The 20386-nt window shown below is 37.3% G+C and carries 9 protein-coding genes and 1 pseudogene; all 10 read right to left on the bottom strand.

The annotated features are described in order from the left end of the window. Positions 1-6598: pseudogene (locus tag ACHRWY_RS13740) on the bottom strand (hypothetical protein); the annotation flags it as partial. A gap of 847 nt (positions 6599-7445) precedes the next feature. Next, complete coding sequence (locus ACHRWY_RS13735; RefSeq protein ID WP_395355366.1) at positions 7446-8189, bottom strand: rhamnogalacturonan acetylesterase; 744 nt, start codon at positions 8187-8189, stop codon at positions 7446-7448. Positions 8190-8364: 175 nt separating this feature from the next. Then, positions 8365-9714: a glycoside hydrolase family 28 protein gene (locus ACHRWY_RS13730; protein ID WP_395355365.1), complete on the bottom strand. Its 1350-nt coding sequence runs from the start codon at positions 9712-9714 to the stop codon at positions 8365-8367. Between the two features lie 56 nt (positions 9715-9770). Beyond that, positions 9771-11771: a pectate lyase gene (gene pelA, locus ACHRWY_RS13725; RefSeq protein WP_395355364.1), complete on the bottom strand. Its 2001-nt coding sequence runs from the start codon at positions 11769-11771 to the stop codon at positions 9771-9773. 271 nt (positions 11772-12042) lie between these two features. Beyond that, the gene (locus tag ACHRWY_RS13720; protein WP_395355362.1) at positions 12043-13641 is read right to left on the bottom strand and encodes a glycoside hydrolase 43 family protein; all 1599 of its coding nucleotides are present in this window, start codon (positions 13639-13641) and stop codon (positions 12043-12045) included. Between the two features lie 136 nt (positions 13642-13777). After that, positions 13778-15001, bottom strand: coding sequence for a glycoside hydrolase family 105 protein (locus ACHRWY_RS13715; protein WP_395355360.1), 1224 nt, complete (start codon positions 14999-15001; stop codon positions 13778-13780). A 22-nt stretch (positions 15002-15023) separates the two neighbouring features. Further along, entirely contained in the window at positions 15024-16238 is a 1215-nt protein-coding gene (locus ACHRWY_RS13710) for a glycoside hydrolase family 105 protein (RefSeq protein WP_395355359.1), read from the bottom strand. Between the two features lie 18 nt (positions 16239-16256). Continuing rightward, the gene (locus ACHRWY_RS13705) at positions 16257-17471 is read right to left on the bottom strand and encodes a glycoside hydrolase family 105 protein (protein WP_395355357.1); all 1215 of its coding nucleotides are present in this window, start codon (positions 17469-17471) and stop codon (positions 16257-16259) included. A 202-nt stretch (positions 17472-17673) separates the two neighbouring features. After that, complete coding sequence (locus ACHRWY_RS13700; protein ID WP_395355354.1) at positions 17674-18609, bottom strand: alpha/beta hydrolase fold domain-containing protein; 936 nt, start codon at positions 18607-18609, stop codon at positions 17674-17676. Positions 18610-18712: 103 nt separating this feature from the next. Next, positions 18713-20386 (bottom strand): RagB/SusD family nutrient uptake outer membrane protein, encoded by a 1674-nt coding sequence (locus tag ACHRWY_RS13695; protein WP_395355353.1) that lies wholly within the window; start codon positions 20384-20386, stop codon positions 18713-18715.

Raw genomic sequence — 20386 nt, 5'->3', positions numbered from 1 at the left:
TATTTCCTGTATTGGTCACTACAAAAGTATATTCGACCCTGTCCCCCACATTGGTTATTCCGTTACCATTGCTGTCTACAAATACACCCTGTTTTGTTATGGCTATAGATGAACTTGGCGACAATGGGGTAATGGTACAATCCGGACAGGCAGGATCAACCGGACATGTTGTACAAGGCAACGGATCTGTTGATGTTGCCGGTACATCATTATTGCCAGGATCTTTTCCGGTTGTAGTGGCTAAATTGTAGACTTCTCCCTTATCAATATCAGCTTGTGTTATAAGGTGTACTGCTTTAAATGTTGTTGCGTCTATGGCTCCAACCCCTAAACTTGCCAAAGGGCCTCCGGTGACAACGGCATTATTATCTGTCACTGTAATATGGGTTAAGGTTGTATTTCCTGTATTGGTCACTACAAAAGTATATTCGACCCTGTCCCCAACATTGGTTATTCCGTTACCATTGCTGTCTACAAATACACCCTGTTTTGTGATGGCTATAGATGAACTTGGCGACAATGGGGTAATGGTACAATCCGGACAGGCAGGATCAACCGGACATGTTGTACAAGGCAACGGATCTGTTGATGTTTCACTGATACTTGGACTATTTGGCGGAGTTGCCAGTACAGTGGCTAAATTATAAACCCATGCTGCATCAATATCAGCTTGTGTTATAAGGTGTACCGCCTTAAATGTTGTGGAGTCTATTGCCCCAACAGCCAGGCTTGTCAAAGGACCGCCAATCACATCGGCGTTGTTATCTGTTACTATAATATTGCTTAAGGTTATATTTCCTGTATTGGTGACTACAAAAGTGTAGACGATGCTATCACCAACACTTGTAAATCCATCTGCGTTATTATCAACGAACAATCCATGTTTTGTTATTGTTACAGATGGATTTGGCAGTAAAGGTGTTATGGTACAATCCGGACAAACCGGGTCGATTGCACATGTTGTACAAGGGAGCGGGTCTGTGGATGTTGCCGGTATATCATTCCCTCCCGGGTCTTTTCCGGTTATAGTGGCTAAATTATAGATCTCACCTTTATCAATATCGGCCTGTGTAATAGTATGCACGGCCTTAAATGTGGTGGCATCAATGTCACCCACAGCTAAACTTGCCAAAGGGCCTCCGGTGACAACGGCATTATTATCTGTCACTGTAATATTGGTTAAGGTCGTATTTCCTGTGTTGGTAACAACAAAAGTATACACTACACTATCACCAACACTGGTTAGTCCATCTGCATTATTATCAACGAACAATCCATGTTTTGTTATGGCTATAGATGGTGTTGGTGTTAATGGAGTTATGGTACAATCCGGACAAATTGGATCAACAGGGCATGTTGCACAAGGCAGCGGGTCTGTCGATGTTGCCGGTACATCATTGCCTTCAGGATCTTTTGCGGTTATGGTGGCTAAATTATAAATCAGTCCGGCGTCAATATCAGCTTGTGTAATAATGTGTATAGCTTTAAATGTGGCCGCATCTATAGCTCCAACAGCCAAACTTGCCAAAGGACCTCCGGTGACAACAGCATTATTATCTGTGACTGTAATATTAGTTAAAGTCGTATTTCCTGTATTAGCAACTACAAAAGTATAGGCGACACTATCACCAACACTGGTTAATCCATCTGCGTTATTATCAACAAACAATCCATGTTTTGTTATTGTTACAGAAGGCGTTGGTGTTAATGGTGTAATGGTACAATCCGGACAAATTGGATCTACAGGACAGCTTGTACAAGGCGTTGGATCTGTAGATGTTGCTGTTACATCAGCATTGTTTGGATCTTTGGCTGTCACAGTAGCCAAATTATAAACCTGGCCTGCATCAATATCAGTTTGTACAATGGTATATGTTCCTGTAAAGGTGACTGAATCTGTTGTTCCGACTGCTAAAACTGCTATAGGACCACCTGTTATTGTCGCTTTAGGATCTGTTATAACAACATTAGTAAGTGTCGTATTGCCAGTATTGGTTACTACAAAAGTATATTCAATTTTATCTCCAACATTTGTTTTGCCGTCGTTATTGCTATCTACAAAAATTCCTTCTTTGGTTATCGAAATATCCGGATTTTGTGCCAGCGGAGTTACAGTACAATCCGGACAGGCCGGATTAACGGGACAGGTTATACATGGCGTTGGATCTGTAGAGGTATCGCTTATATCAGGACCACTTGGTGAGGTTCCGGTTATGGTTGCCAGATTGTATACTACTCCTGCATCAATATTGGCTTGGGTAACTGTGTGAGTGGCCTTAAATGTGGTAAAATCTTCCTGACCGACTCCTAAACTTGCCAGGGGGCCTCCGGTTACTATTACATTATTATCTGTTATTCTGATATTAGTTAAAATAGTATTTCCTGTGTTTTTCACTGCAAAGGTATATTCAATTTTATCTCCAACATTCGTTTTACCATCTGCATTACTGTCGACAAAAACACCATCTTTGGTAATGGAAATACCGGGATCCTGCACTAATGGAGTAACAGTACAATCCGGACAGGCGGGATCCACCGGACAGGCGGGACAAGGTGTTAAATCTGTTGATGTTGCCATTACATCCGGACCTGTTGGCGGTGTACCGCTTATAGTCGCCAGATTAAATACCACTCCTGCATCAATATCCAGTTGTGTTACAATATGTACGGCTTTGAATGTTGAAGTATCTGTTTCCCCGATTTCTAAAACCGGTATGGGACCTCCGGTTACAATTGCTCTGCTATCTGTCAAAGTAACATTTGTTAAGGGTGCATTACCTGTATTTTTTACTACGAAAGTATATTCTACCCTATCTCCAACATTGGTTATACCATCATTATTACCATCAACAAACTGGCCTGCTTTATTTACTGAAATTCCCGGAGTTGGTATTAAAGGTGTTATGGTACAATCCGGACATGACGGATCGACCGGACATGTAGTACACGGGGTTAGGTCTGTCGAAGTTCCGCTTATATCAGCACCTATTGGCGGCGTTCCGGTTACTGTTGCTAAATTGTACACAAGCTCAGCATCAATATCGGCTTGTGTAATCGTGTGAACTGCTGTAAATGTCGCAGAATCGGTATCTCCTACACCTAAAGCAGCTAACGGTCCTCCTGTTACTACAGCGTTAGTATCTGTAATTGTAATATTGGTTAAAACTGTATTTCCGGTATTGGTTACCACAAAAGTATATGCTACCCTGTCTCCAATCGTAGTTCTTCCGTCGCCATCAACATCAACAAAAAGACCTTCTTTCGTCACTGAAATACCCGGAGATTGTACTAATGGTGTTATGGTACAATCCGGACACAGAGGGTCAACAGGACAGGTTGTACATGGGGTTGGATCTGTCGATGTTCCGCTTACATCGGGTCCAATTGGCGGTGTACCCGTTACGGTTGCTAAATTGTATACTACACCTGCATCAATATCGGCCTGAGTAATAAAATATACTGCAGTAAAGGTAGCTGAATCTGAATCGCCCGCTCCTAAAGTGGCAATTGGTCCTCCGCTTATACTTGCTTTACTATCCGTGAGCGTAATATTGGTTAAAACAGTATTTCCGATATTGGCTACCACAAAATTATATTCAATTTTATCTCCAATATTCGTTACGCCATCGTTATTTACATCCATAAAGACTCCTGATTTTGTCACAGAAATAAGCGGATTTTGCACCAGGGGCGTTATGGTACAATCCGGACAAAGCGGATCAACCGGGCAAGTTGTACATGGTGTTGGATCTGTAGATGTATCTGTAACATCAGTACCAATTGGAGGGGTTCCGGTTACTATTGCTAAATTATACACAAAACCTGTATTAATATCAGCCTGGGTAACGGTATACGTTCCTGTAAAGGTGGTAGAATCAGAATCTCCTGCTTCTAAAGCAGCAAGCGGGCCTCCTGTTATAACAGCTTTAGCATCTGTTATAAAAATATCCGTTAAGGTTGTATTTCCTGTATTGGTTACTACAAAAGTATATTCGATCTGATCTCCCACATCGGTTATACCATCTCCATTTCCATCTATAAAGACACCTTGCTTCGTGACCGAAATACCGGGATTTTGGATTAATGGCACTACGGTACAATCCGGACATGTGGGATGAATTGGACATGTTAGACAAGGTATCGGATCAGTAGAAGTCCCGCTTACATCTGGTCCGCTTGGCGGTGTTCCGGTTACTGTAGCCAAATTATATACTACTCCCGCATCAATGTCATCCTGTGTAACCGTATGAAAACCTGTAAATGTTGTTGAGTCTGCTGCCCCAATGGCTAAAGTTGCTAAAGGACCTCCGTTTATTGTTGCATTATTATCCGTTATGGTAATAGCATTTAGAATCGTATTTCCTGTATTAGTGACTACAAAAGTATAGGTTACTGTATCCCCAACATTTGTTTTACCATCGCTATTGCTGTCTACAAAAACTCCATTTTTTGTCACTGAAATTCCCGGATTTGGTATTAACACCGTAATAGTACAAGCCGGACAAGCCGGATCAACAATACACGAAACGCAAGGTGTTGGATCTGTTGATGTTGCTGTAACATCGGGGCCGGTGGGAGGCGTTCCCGTTGCAGTTGCAAGATTATATACTGCCTCAGCATCAATATCGGCCTGTGTAACGGTGTGAACTCCTGTAAATGTTGCAGTATCTGTTGCTCCTACTGCTAAACTTGTTATGGGACCTCCTGTTATTACTGCATTACTATCTGTTATCGTAATATTGGTTAATACTGTATTTCCCGTATTCCTTATTACAAAAGTATAGCGTACAATATCGCCCACATCTGTTTTACCATCTCCGTTACCATCAATAAACTCTCCTTCTTTTGTTATCGAAAGGCCGGGCTTTGGTCCTATTAACACCTCGACTTCAGGCATTTCGGGATTCGCAGGATCAATAGGGTCAATAACTGAGGCTATATTTTTTATACTTGTCGTGTTTACTGGTAAGTTACTGTCTACAGTGGCCTGAAAACTTAATGTTACCGCGTTATTTGCGGGCACAGTTATATTCGTCCAGTCAATTTTACTGCCACTGAGTATTCCTGCATTACTTATATTCAAAATATTAACTAATCCGGTTGGAATTTCGTCACTTATATTTATACCGGTTTTTGCGATGTTAACATTATTCGTTAAGGTAATATTATATGTTAGCACATCTCCGGAATTTACTGTAACAGGATTGCCCACTATTGTTTTGGCTGAAATAATTTTACAGTCTTTCAAAACAACTGCAGCTGTTCCCGGTGAATAACAATCGCCAGTCGCATCATAATAAAAGGCATAGTAGGTGCCCAGAGCAGCCTGATCCGGTGTTGGATACGCTATATTCTGATGAAATTCATCTGTATACCAAAGCAATGTAGAACCTGCAGGTGCTGTACTTGTTATTAAAGAATTTAAATCAAAAGTAGTACCTGTCATACATACATCCTGTCCGACAGGTGAACTCAAAACAGGTGCTGTTTTTCCTGCCAGACAAGTAGTAACAGCCTCTATACAAACTGCTTGCTCATTCGTATAACCTCCAGTACTGGAAGTATATCCATAATTAACATGAGGATTACCCGCAAAATCCAGCGCTACTATATCCCTGACTACAGAATTGATCAAAACACCATCTAAAAAAACTTTTAGTTCTTTAGTAGCTACAGTCCAATTGATGCTGGTTTTATGCCAGTTACCATCTTCTATATTTCCTAAATCAACATCAGTACCTACTTTACCGCTTTGACTGTAATCTCCACTAGTCCGGAATGAAGTATGATCATTCTGTATGAGATCAACTACAACCCCATTAGGTGCTTTCTCCGGATTATAATAGGTATCAAACTCTATGGCAAAAGAATGTCCATGGCCCGGAGAACCAATTCCGCCATAACCAAGTCCTGCCCCCCAAATCCCCACCTTATCTGTTGCATCAAGGCTTTTCATTAAGAAAGCAAAACCATCAGCACCAGTATCTAAAGTGCCAAAAAAAGCATTAAACTCAAGGTTAAAGTCTTTATCTAAACTCAACTCATTATGGCTCCAGGCCTGGCCGCTTTGTGTACCAATATTGGCGGTTAACTGAATATACCCTCCCTGAGCTATTTTTGCATTTCCCGTTAATGCTAATTCTTCATTACCTGGACAACTCATCGTGATCAAAGGCACTATAATTTCCGGTTTTAGCTGAAATGCCGGGTCATTTATATCTGTAATAGTAGCTAAATTTCTTACTGTAGTAGCATTAGGCAATGGGTTTCCTATTGACGCATCAAAACTTAGCACCAAACTGCCATTTGCGGGGATTGTTAAATTTATCCATTCAACCCTGCGATTCGCAGCACCAACTAATGCTCCCCCATTATTAACATTCGTAATCCCGGCTATATAATTAAATGATACCGGATCTGTAACATTTATGCCTGTCTTATCAACCGGATTACTATTATGAATAGTGATATTAAAAGTCACTACTTCTCCCACTGTAACTGCCGCCGGATTCCCCACAATTGTTTTCTCTGCTGTTAAAGCAGCTTGTGCAAATGCACTATTGCCCATAAAGTTAATTACGGGTAGTATAACTAACATTAAAATAAAAGTAATTTTTGATTTCATAATTGTCCATTGATTAATTAAACAATCTTAATTGAAATACAACAACTCTATTATTGGCGAATAAAAAGTCAGGTGAGCGTTTAGCAGATGGATTTGTGTACTAGAGTCATTATAAATTCTCTTCGTATAGGAGTTTTTAAACCTTTTTTAACCCAAATGTTTGGTTCTTAAATTAGATTTCAGGTTAAGAGTTACCTTATTTACCAACAGTATGGATTTGAGACAAGAAACACTTAACAAATAAAAAAATGTTACTTAAAAAAATAGATTCTAAAGATGTACTGATTGAAAAAAATAGCTGGGCATGGATTCTTAAAAAAACACATTTGGCTAATAGAGGAAAAACAATTTTAACTTCGCTAAGTTACTGATTTACAGCAAACAAAAAATAAAAATTTAAAAAAAAATGTTAATTTTTAACTTTTTAAACGAAAAAAACGAAAAAATTTTAACTTTTAAAAACCGTAAAAAAAGAATTTATTTATCAGTTTTTTCCCGTAAAATAAGGCATTAAAAACAAATTGATAATTAAAATTTTGGTTGGCCTGTTATTTTTTTTAGCTACGTAAAAACGGGTATTAAAATAACCCGAAAATGCCAAAAACACATAAAAAGTTCTGTTTTATAATGCTTCTTTAACATTATTTAAACGAAAAAAGAGAGCACTAAGTCCTCTCTTCTTTTGAAAAACCAATATTAAATAAATAAAAAAAAAAAAACAATTTGCTCCTGAAAAATGCTCTTAATATTGGATGTAAATGTCTTAATTATTATATACTTTATGTGCCACTAAAAGGTTTTATAACCATAAAATAAGACATTATTTAATTCCTTTCTTAAGTTTTTCTAATGAAGGATCGTTCATTTTTCTAATTTGATTGATTACAATCTGCGCAATTTCTGTAGCCCCTTTTAAAGACAAGTGTGTATCGTCATTTTTATCTTTATCGTAATAGGCATTCTCTCCCGCTTTAAAATGCAAATGCAGCTGTTTTGATTTTTCAGGCCCATACGATTGTTCCAAAAGCTCCGTGTAATACTCTAAATCAATAAAAGGAACTTTATATTCCTGTGCTACCCCTCTTGTTTCTAAAGGATAATCGCCATGTGTAGGAACAAGGACGCCTTTTTCATTAAAATTACGTCTTGCAATAGAAGTCAGCAGTATGGGTATTGCTCCTTTTTCGCGGCTTTCGTTTACAAACCGAATCAAATTATATCTGTAAGCAGTATGCGGATTTGTATAGCGTGTAGAATCTTCTATTTTTTCATCGTTATGACCAAATTCAATAAAAACGTAATCGCCTTTTTTTAGCTTTTTATAAATCGAATCCCAGCGTTTTTCGTTGATAAAGCTTTTGGTACTTCTCCCGTTTACTGCTTTGTTTTCAACTACAATACCGGTTGTAAAAAAAGGCTGTAATACTTGTGCCCAACCGTGTTCCGGATTTCGGTCCGGGTCTTTTTTGTTTGCCATCGTAGAGTCGCCAATAGTATACAATGTTGTTTTCTGAGCAAAACAGGTGGTAGTAATTAAGCAGATAATTAATAGATAATATTTCATTTTATTCGTTTTGACTTATTATTTCTTTTGATTTATTTTGTATGTCCTTTATCGGTTTCTTTTCTCATTCTTTGCTATTCAGGACGACAGGAATATAAAAATTTATCTTGTAGTATATCTTGTACCCAAAACCTTTGCCCCTCTGAGCCTTTGTCCCTCTGAACCTTAAAAAAAACTATTTAGCCGCTGTTGGAACCGTTGCTTTTTCCCCGATGAAAACTTCGTTTAATACTACATTTTCAGCATTTGTGCTTGAAATGGCATTTTTTGCCCATTTGATTTCAATATTGTTTAATGAAATGTTACGTACTTTTTTATCCGGAAATCCCTGAATTACAATTCCTGAAGCTGTGGCTTTATTACAGGTAATGTTCGAAAAGTAAATAGTAGAAATGTCTGACTGAAAGCCTTTTCCTTCTCCATGATAATTGGCCGTGATATACAAGCAGTCTTCTACTTCATCCAGTTGGATATTCCGGACAAAAACATTTTTGATAAAACCACCCCTGTCGGCATTGGTTTTCAGATAGATCCCTCTTTTTAAATAACCTGCCGTTTTACAATTCTCTACAAAAACATTTTGCACTCCTGCTGACATTTCACTTCCTATCACAACGCCGTGAAGACCTTTGAAATTGCAATTTCTAATTACTATATTTTCACTTGGCGTAGCAAAATTGGCTCTTCCTTCATGATCCCTGCCTGCTTTAATCGCTACATTATCGTCTCCATTATCAAAAGTCACATTTTCGATTAAAACATCTTTTGCATATTCAGGATCAATACCGTCATTGTTGTAATTTAATGATTTATAACGCAGTCCGCGAACGGTAATACTTTCTGATTTTAATAAATGTAAACACCAAAAAGGCGAATTTTCGATTCGGACATTTTCTACTAAAATATTTTTGCAATTAAAAAACTGAATCATTTGCGGACGCAAAAAATAGCCGTCTCCAAATTTTCTGTCTTTTAAAGCTATATTGTTATGATTCATTTCACGGCTTAAATCTTTTCCTTTTCCTTCTTTGGCTTTAAAACTTTTCCAGGTTTTTCCTCCTTCTCCGTCTATTGTTCCTTCTCCGGTTATGGCAATATTCGAACATTCATATCCATAAATTAAAGGACTGTAATTATACAGCATTGTTCCTTCCCAACTGGTTAAAACCATTGGTAAATAATCTTTGGGATTATCGCTGAATTTTAGTTTTGCTCCTTTTTCTATTCTAAGGTTTACATTGCTTACAAAATGAATTGGCCCGTTAATTTTATAAATTCCTTTGGGAACAATAATAGTTCCGCCATTGTTCTTTTTGCACAACGCCATCGCTTTGTCAAATACAGCTTTATTATTCGCAATCGAATCACCTTTGGCTCCTAATTTCACAATGTTAATTTGATAAGAAGGAACTACAGGCAGCTGAATTCTATTGACAATCGAATCCACTTTTGCTGTCGGAAATTCGTTATGCTGAGCAAAAGAAGCCCATGAAAGCAGCAGGAAAATGAAATATTTAAAATTCATGTTTTATGTTTTTTATTTTACTGTTTAACCCACTGGTTTGGCAGTTTAAAGTTTTTTTATTTTGAATACCAATTTTCAACTGAATCTTTGAGAATATTTTCGATGGTGTATTTCGCAGCTTCTTTCTTTTGAAGCTGATGGGACCACACTACTCTTTTTGTGGGTTGAAAACCTTCGCCTGTACAATTGTACTCAGCATAAAAAGCATTTTTTTCTGCTTCCGGTTTCGACCAGTTTTCCCAGCCTTCGGGTCTGATTTGTTTTCCCATGTCGCAATTGATATAAACTGTTTTGGCATAAATTCTCCAGGGTCTTCCTAAATAAACGGCTGTAGCCGAAGGATCTGCCGTAAGCCTGCAATTTTTAAAAACAAAACCAAAAGCAGTATTTTGTGGGGTTGAAGCTGCTGTAATATATGAACTTTTAATACTGTGAATTTCGCAATTTTCAAATAAGGCAGTGGCACCTCCAAAAATAAAATCAGTTGTTCCTTCGATATAACAGTCTTTAAAATATTGTTTTGCCTCTTTTCCGGACAAGTACAGCGTATCCTGATTTCCTGAAAGAATACAATTTGAAATTTGAACGCGATTTGCCACAACAGACAATGCAATGGCCTGACCGTGATCTCCGGAAGCATTTTTAATCGTTAAATTTGATGCCGAAAAATCATCTCCCTCTACCAAAAGAGTTGGTGTATAAAAAGTACTGTTTCTTCCTAAACTGATCTTAGAAAAATTATCATCAAAAGTAATGACCGTTTGTTCTTTGCTTTCGCCCTGTAAAACTACATTTGTATTCCATTCCGGGATTCGGACTTTTTCATTATAAATTCCATTTTTGACATAAATGGTGACTTTCTCATAAGGAAATGCGGGGCACGCATAAACAGCATCCTGAATTTTGGTGAAATCACCGGTCCCATCTTGTGCGACAGTAATTAAATTAACCTTTTTTTTTTCTGTATCCGTAACTTTTGTCCCGTTTTTAACGGCCCATGTATCATACTTTTTCAAAACTTCTTTTGGAGCATCGGTATACCACGAATAGCCATTTCGTCTTTCTGAACCAATTTCATCCAGTGCTTTTTTCTTGATTCCGTCACGGTCACAAAAGAAAGGCTGATTGGTATCTAATTCCATAAATCTTGCCCAAATTGGTGCTGCATTTTGGGTAGGAACCATTTTTTTGTCTATAATTTTCCCTGCATCATTTAGTACTCTTTTCTCTTCAATATTGGTGATTTTTGTTTTTTCAAACCAAGCCTTAGCGCTTTTAACTGCAGTAACTATTTCAGCAGAAGGTTTTTCAATCGACATTAAAAGCAATACAATTTTCGTCGATTCATAACCACTAAGCGAAGCCAGTTCAAAAGCCCTTGCATTGGCAGGAGCCAAAGTAAATTCATCATGTTGTGCACACCAGGCAGTTAAAACTCCATTTTGTTTGTATTGTGTTTTCAGAATACAATCAATTCCTTTATCAAAAGATATTTTGGCCTTTTCAACAATTGCCTTTGATGGTTTTATGCTATAAAAATCAGTTTCTTCACTTACTTGTTTCATGATGTTCAGGATATTTACCATCGAATCATCATTGTACGTAATGTGTGTGTAATATCCTTTTTTTAGCGGATAGAACTGAGGCCATCCTCCATTTTTATATTGGGCTTCAAACAAATAATCCAAGCCTTTTAGAAAAGATTCCTTATAGCGTTCATCTTTGACCTGTGCATACATTTTAGACATGAAAAGCATTTCCTGAGAAGTTGCCCCATTATCAGTTGTAATTTCGTGCAGATCACTTTTCAGCGCCATTAAATCCTTTTTTTGCTGTGGTGTAAGTTCTTGCTGCATCTGGATATTCTTTGGCCATCCGCCAATATCTCTTTGATACAGCAGAACATTTTCGGCAATCTTTTTGGCTTCATCAGTTCCAAACCAATTCGCATCATTTTTACGAATAATATCCGACCAGTTCTTGTAGGTATTCTGTGCATTTACGCTAAAACAAATGCTGAATAAAACTAATATTATGTATTTTTTAAATAGAATCATTTTTAAGTTTATTTTGGTTGGCGTATTTTTTCAAATATAGAGCCAGATCGCTTTATGGTTGCTAAAAAGGGGGTACCCAACATAAACCTTGTAGTTGTATGGAGTTATTTTTCCAGCAGATTTAGCAGCTTTTTTTAATCTTTGACGCTTATCTTATCACTTTTTTGAACCCTTGCCCCTTCATACCTTTGAAACTTTGTTACTTTGAAACTTTGTTACTTTGAAACTTTGAAACTTTGAAACTTTGAAACTTTGAAACTTTGCAGCTTTCTCACTTCGTTATCCTAAACCAGTCTACCGCCACATTTCCGGAATCGTTAGTTACTTTTTGGCTCAGGGCAAAAAGTCCGACTTTGGCTCCAATCCATTTTCCTTCTTTTGATGTAAAATCAGAACCTATTGGCTGATATTTTTTATCGTCTAAGCTGTAAAAGAAACTGCAAACACCTCCTTTTTTAACTTTTACCCTCAGGTATACCGTGCTATTTTCTATTAAAATGGGTGTTGTTTCTGTTTCTGAAACTTTTTTATCAAAAGTACCGGTCTTCTGATTCAAATACAGCTTTCCGTTATCATTTTTAAAGTTCAGAAAACTGTAGTCTAATCCCATTATCAAAAGTCCTGTGGACTCACCATTCAGCCTTGTATTAAAAGTTAATTTGGTGGTGGTGGTAAACTCTTCCGCAGGAAATTTTTGTAATAACAAATTGGGAGCGTCAAAAATTTTCTGGTCGCTTTTTAGAGTGGTTTGACAGAATAAATTCAGGTAGCCTAAACTCGTTGGAAACCCCCAATTGATCTGGGCATTGGCCTGCCATTGCCATTGTAAACCTAATTTTGGTTCGTTAAATTCATCTGAAGTTGCCGGATTTTCTATCGGATATTTTTTGCCGACATTCGGTTTTTTAAATGTAGTCACCGGTTCTCCAATTCCGTTTTTATCAAAGTCCTGTCCCATCACCGGCCAGTCTTTTTCCCATTTCATAGGTTGCAGATGTACAATTCTTCCGTAAGCACCTTTGTCCTGAAAATGAATAAACCAGTCTTCTCCGGTTTGTGTTTGTACCCAGGCACCCTGATGGGGTCCGTTTATAGCTGTTTTTCCTTGTTCCAGCACTTTCTTTTTTTCGTAGGGCCCAAATACATTTTTGGATCTCAAGACGGTTTGCCAGCCTGTAGCAACTCCGCCAGCGGGAGCAAAAATGTAGTAATAATTGTTTCGCTTATAGAATTTTGGCCCTTCAATGGTTCCTTCACTTTCGTGTCCGTCAATGACCATTACCTGATCATTATTAACAATTGTACCGTCGGCATTCATACTGCAAACTACTATCAGACTTTTAATTTGTGCACGGCTTCCCGCGAAAGCATGAACGAGATATGCTTTTCCGTCATCGTCCCACAAAGGACTCGGATCTATCAGTCCGATACCTTCTTTCACCAACAAAGGTTCAGACCATGGCCCTTCTGCTTTTTTTGATTTTATCATATAAATTCCGAAATCAGGATCCGGATAATAAATATAAAATTCATTATTATGAAAAGTAATACTCGGTGCCCAGACACCATTGCCATGCTGTACTTTATTATACGTTTCAAATGGCGGCTGTTTAGCAAGTGCATATCCAATAATCTTCCAGTTTACAAGATCTTTAGAATGTAAAACCGGTAATCCCGGAATGCAATTAAAAGAAGATGCTGTCATATAAAAATCATCTCCTGTACGAACCACATCGGGATCTGAATAATCGGCATGAATAATTGGGTTGGTGTATGTTCCGTCTCCATTATCAGGTACCCAGACCTGTGCAAAATTCTTTTGTACCAGGAATACTGATAAAAGAAGAAAGAGTACTTTTAAGTTTTTCATTTTGATCTAATTAACTTTCTAATTAGACCTGACAGATTTTAAAAACGTGCCAGGTCTTTATGAATACGATTTGCAACGATTGCCTTTTCTTTGCAGAGTTCCTTATGCGATCTTTCGTTAAACTATGCGTTTAAAACTATCTGTTCAATTCGATTGCAGCCAGAATAAAAGGTCCGGTTGCTTTAGGATCGTTGTCTTTTTTTCTTTCGTTTACATAATATTCGTAGGTTCCGTCACGATAAGGATCTCCTCCTAAACCGGCAACCTGGCAGGCCTGAGTTAGTGTAATTCCTCCATCATCGTCTACTTTTGTGATTAGTTTTGTTGTTAATCCGTCAAAAGCTTTGTTGGCTAATTTTTTATATTTTGCAGGCAAATATCCTTTATTGGCCCCTTTTGCAAAGGCATAAGCAAACATCGAAGATCCTGACGCTTCCAGATAATTTCCTTTTGCGCCACCTTTATCGGTTACCTGGTACCACAATCCCGACTTATCCTGAACTTTAGCCAAAGAAGCACAGGCATTGTTTAAATACTTTACCAGTTCTTTTTGTTTTGGATGCTCTTTTGGCATATAGTCCAATACATCTACCAATGCCATAACATACCATCCTAAAGCCCTTGACCAGAAATTAGGTGAATTACCCGTTTCTTTATTGGCCCATGGCATTTGTTTACTTTCGTCCCAACCGTGGTATAATAATCCGGTTTTGGAATCTGTTGCGTGAAGCTGAATCAGTTCAAATTGTTTGGCGATATCATCAAAACTTTTTCCATTTTCAAATGTTGCTGTATACTGTGCATAAAAGGGTTCTCCCATATACAAACCGTCTAGCCACATTTGATTTGGATAAATTTGTTTGTGCCAGAATCCGCCGCTTGCAGTGCGTGGTTGTTCTGCCAATTGCTTACGTACTAATTGTAATGCTTTCAAATATTTATCTTGTTTTGTCTCTGCATAAATATCAAAAAGTAAACGTCCCGGTACGACCAAATCAATATTGTATTTGTCGAATTCGTAGGTTTTAATAGTTCCGTCATTTTGTACCAGCTCATCAACATACCCCCTAATGTAGGCTTTGTATCTTGGATCCGGATTTTTTTTGTACAACTCTTCGATTGAATGCAAGACCAAAGCGTGAACATAATCCCATTTTGGCTTTTTAGAATCGTCGATCATGTATGCTTCGGGATGACGTTTCATTAAGGTCAAAGCCATTTTATCAGACCATTTTAAATCTTTAGAAATTACGATCTCTTTCTTTGCAGGCTCTTGTGAAATCACTTTACAGCTGGTAAAAGCCATTAAACAAATTAGCATAAGCGACGTAAAATAACCTTGTCTTCTATTCTTTTTCATTTTAAAATATATTTAAATTCTACTATTTTTCTAATTCCAGTGCTGCCAGGATAAAAGGCCCCAGCCCATGCGAGTTATCTATTTTAATTTTTTCTTTAATATAATATTCATAAGAACCATCACGATACGGATTTCCTCCCAATCCGGCGCTGGCGCAAACCTGTGTAATATGAATTTCGCCGTCAGGATCTACTGTGACTAATTTATTAATTATTCCGTCAAAACCCTTTTCTGCCCGTTTTTTATAACCTTGTGGTAAATATCCTTTTTTTACGCCTTTTGCAAAAGCATAAACAAACATTTCTGATCCTGATGCTTCCAGATAATTTCCGTCTTTGGTTCCTGAATCTGTTACCTGAAACCACAATCCCGATGGATCCTGATATTTTGCAACTGCTGCTGAAATTTCATTCAGATACTGTATAAGCTCTTTTCTTTTGGGATGCTCTTTTGGCATATAATCCAGAACATCTACCAAAGCCATCATGTACCATCCAATAGAACGGGACCAAAAATTGGGTGAGGTTCCTGTTTCTTTGTTTGCCCAGGGCATTTGTTTGCTTTCGTCCCAGGCATGAAAAAGCAATCCTGTTTTTTTGTCGATGGTGTGTAAATGGATTTCCTCAAACTGTTTGGCAACATCATCTAAATCTTTGCCTTTATCAAATTCTACTGTGTAACGGGCATAAAATGGTGTCCCCATGTACAACCCGTCGAGCCACATTTGATACGGATAGATTTTTTTGTGCCAAAATCCGCCTGAATTTGTTCTGGGATGTGTTTGCAGCTGCTTTCTTAACGTTTGCATGGCAACCAGATAACGATTGTCTTTTGTTGTTTTGTACAGTTCGAAAAGTATTTTTCCGGCATTTACATAATCAATATTATAATCTTCCAGTTTATAATTCATGATTTCTCCAAAACTATTAATCACTGTCTCTCCATATTCTTTTACGTAATTGGCATAAACAGGATTGTTTGTTTTTTTGTAAAGTTCCTGAAAAGACATCGTGACCAATCCGAGTTTATAATCCCATTTTGGTTTTTCGTTATTATCGATTTGCCACGCTTTTGGGTCACGTTTCATAATAGAAAGTGCCATTCGTTCTGACCATTTTAAAGCAGCAGAAATTACGACTTCTTTCTTTGCGGTTTCCTGAGCCTTCATTTTAGTTATCGAAAACAGAATCACGCCTATAAGTAGGATTGAAACGGTATAAGTCCTGTTTTTTATCATTTTCAAAATACTTTGCGATTATTTATTCAGTTCGATTGCGCTTAACAAAAATGCCGCTAATGCAGGCGAGCTATTGTCTTTTGTTTTGCTGTTGATATAATATTGATTGGTTCCGTCCCGAAATGGTTTTCCGCCTAAGCCTACATTCGATGAGACGTTTGAAATTACAATCTCTCCCTTATCGTCTTTTTTAACAAACTCTTTTACAAAAGCATTGAATGATTTTTGAGCAGTCTTTTTAAAATTTGAATTTAAATATCCTTTATCTGCCCCTTTTGCCAAAGCATAAATAATCATGCCTGAAGACGAAGATTCCAGATAATTACCTGTCATTTCTGGTTTATCGGCGACCTGGTACCATAAACCTGATGCACTTTTATGCTGATCGGCGCTTTTGGCAATTTGATTCAGATAGCCTACGAGCGTTTTATAATTTTTATTTGTCTTTGGATAATAATCCAGTGTTTCTACCAAAGCCATCATGTACCAGCCAATTCCACGTCCCCAGATTGTTGGCGATGTCCCTGTTTCTTTATTTGCCCAGGCTATTTCTTTGCTTTCATCCCAGGCATGATATACCAAACCTGTTTTTTGATCCACCAAATGATTTTGTACCAATTCAAATTGTCTGGCAATATCATCCAGCGCTTTTCCATTTTCATACTTAACTGTATATTGGGTATAAAAAGGTTCCGCCATATACAAACCATCAATCCACATTTGATTAGGATAAATTTGTTTGTGCCAAAATCCGCCACTTACCGTTCTTGGCTGACTTTCCAGCTGAGTTCTTAATTGTTGAACTACTTTTAAATAGCGATTGTCTTTTGTTTTATCATATAAAGTAAAAAGTAATTTTCCCGGATTTGCACAATCAATATTGTATTCTTTTATATCATATTTTTTGATATTTCCATCAGCATCGATCATTTCATCAGCGTACTCTTTGATGTAATTAAAATACTTTTCATTGTTTGTTTTTTGATACAATTTTTCAAAAGCCGATAATACCAATCCCATTTTATAATCCCATTTTGGTTTTTCGGTACCGTCGATTTGCCAGGCTTTTGGGTATTTATTCAGGATGGTAAGCGCTGTTCGTTCCGACCATTTTAAATTATCAGGTAACATTGTTTTCTCAGTACTTTGTGCCATCGATTTACTAGTGATAATCAATAGTAAAGCAATCATACATTTGCTGAAATTGTTTTTTATAAAAGCTGGTTTCATCATTAAATTGTATTTAACCTTTTGAGTTTATTTTTACCACTCCGATTGCCTTCAGCATAATTGATTCAAAATGATGAATGATGGCTTGTTTGTGTCTATATAAATTTTATTTTTTTTATGTGCTACTCTTTTTTTACGCAGATTTGCTTCGCCTGTTTGCTATCGCCCCGGTACCAGATGGGGCAGCTCTTTGTTCTCCTTTTTTTTATTTAAATATTTTATCCAAAAATTGCGTGGTGTACTTTACCGTTTCATCGAACCAAGGCTGAAAAAACCAAAACGAATGTGGCGAATTTTCTATCGTATGTACCTCACTGTAAATTTTATACTGATTTAAAATCGCAATCATATCATCTCTTCCCGCATGAAACCTCGGAATACTGCTATTGATAAACAATATGGGAGGTGTATTTTTATCGGTGTGATTTAATGCCGATGCCTGTTTCCAGTTGTCTGTTTTTTCTTCATAAGAACCTCCAAGCCAAAACGATGCCATATCTCCTTCTGAAGATTCCGGATGCCTGAAGGCTAAAATACCATCTACATTAATAATCGCATTTACTTTTGATGTTGATTTGCTTTTATTTAAAGGATCATCAAAAGCTGAATTTCCGTTTGTAGTACCAATCAAAGCTGCCATTTGACCTCCCGAAGAACATCCTAAAACTGCAATTTTGTCCGGATCTGCCTTGAATTTCTTTGCGTTATCTTTTATAAATTTAATTGCATTTTTAACATCATAAACTCCATACGGATATTTTGCCTCTAGCGATAATCTGTACTCTATTGTAAAACACGAATATCCTTTTGAAGCGATTTCCTGTGCTAAAAGGTTCATCTGGTTTTTATTTCCGGATCGCCATCCACCGCCATGAATCAGGATTACAGCAGGATTTTTCTTTTTTGCCTGATTGATAAAAGCATCAATATGTAATGTTCTTTCATTTTTTTTAAAATAAACGATATCCATGATGGGGTCAACATTCTTGCTTTTACTGCTAACAGGAATGGTAATCGACGGAAATTTTTTAATTAATTTATCGTAAGTACTTTTTACAGTGTACGATGTATCGACACTATAGGTATGCTGCGCTGAAACAACGCAGGAATAAAACAATAAAATGAATACAACTTTTCGCATTAAAATCAATCTGTTTTTTAGTTAAGAAAGGAGCCCGATTCAGGGATCGGACTCCTTTTTAACTTCTTCAAAAAAAACTTAACCTCAATAAATTATCAAATTACTAATAACCAGGATTCTGAGGAAAATCCTTATTTTGATTTAAATCCAGCGCCGTTTGTGGTATTGGTCTTAAAATTTTAAGTTTACCGTCTACTCCCACAAAATTTGCTGCCTTGATTTTATAATTATAGGCCGAAGCTCTGTCTACTAATGTACCGGTACGTTTTAAATCGAACCAGCGTTTGTATTCTCCCAATAACTCTCTTCCTCTTTCGTCTAAGATATAATTGATATTAAATTCTCCGATTAGGGCATTTGCTACACCTGCTCTTCTTCTTACCTCGTTTAAACGATCTAAACCTGTTTGTGCATTCCCTGCTTTTAAATAAGCCTCTGCTGCTACTAAATACGTTTCTCCCAATCTTGATACGATAATATCTCTTGTACTTACGGGTCCTGTACTTGATGGTGTTGTTGGATCCGGATCATCAAATTTCTTAACCGGAATCGTATAACAGTCCAGATTTTGGATTAAAGTATGTGCTGCCGAATATTCTCCCCAGGGATGATATACAAATGTGGCTGATTTTCTGGACGCATTTGCTGTATTCCATGCTGCCCTATCGGCTGCTGTAAACCATTTTGGCTCATAGAAATGTCTTACTTTTAGTGTTGCCGGAGTTGTACTTCTGTAATATGGATAATATAAAATTGTTTTTGTAACTCCATTTGTTGTTTCGGGACCTTCCAGAATTTCTGTCATAAAGGTAGCATCCCATCTTTTATCTCCTTTTTCATATAACCCTAAAGCATAATCTGTCGGACATAAATTATAACTTCTTAATGGCGCTCCTGTTTCTGCACCTCCTAAATAAGAACTGAAATAGTAAAACTGATTGTTTCCTAATTTTGTTGGATCTGTACTTGTGGATGCTTTATCATATTGAACAGAAAAAATAGTTTCTGCATTTAAGTCATTTCCTGGCTTGAACAATTGATCAAAAGCGATATTTAAGGCTTGCCCCGCGATTGCAGCATCCGCATACGCAGCTGCTTTTGTAAAATCAGCCGGAGTACCAAAAGTTTCATATCCTCTGGTTAAATACACTTTTGCCAATAAATCGTTTACGGCTCTTTTATTTACTCTTCCTCCCGTTGCGTAAGCGGTTGTGCCTACACTGGCCAGAGAAGCTTCTAAATCTGCTATAATCTGGGTATACACTTCTTCTGCTGTGTTTCTTTTAAAAGATAAAACTGCTGAAGTAATGTTATCCAAAACAATGGGAACTCCTCCATAAGTCTGAACTAATAAAAAATAAGCGTTGGCTCTCAAAAATTTTGCTTCACCAACCAGGGTATTTAAATTAGCTGTTTGTTCTGTTACCGTCGAATAATATACTGTTTTGTTTACAGACTGAATCTGCTGATAACATGAAATATACAAATCATCGACATTAACTGCAGACGGAATCAACAACGTATATTGGCTTATACCGGCTGGTTCAGGCGTTCTTCCTTCGGCATACATATCTGTACCGGATTCAAACAACCATGGATTTCCTCCATAAATTCCTTTCAGTCTTGCATAGTCTGAGTTTACTAATAACTGAAATCCGGATGCTGTTTTATACGTTTCGTCAGCAGGTACATTAGAAACACTTTCTTCTTCAATATAGTCACTACATGAACTAAAAGTAGTCATGATTACTCCTAAAATTAATATTATCTTTTTCAT

It is taken from the genome of Flavobacterium sp. FlaQc-48, assembly GCF_044007335.1.
GTDB lineage: Bacteria > Bacteroidota > Bacteroidia > Flavobacteriales > Flavobacteriaceae > Flavobacterium.
Note: the sequence above shows the minus strand (reverse complement) of the source record. Positions and strands in the feature narration are given on the sequence as shown.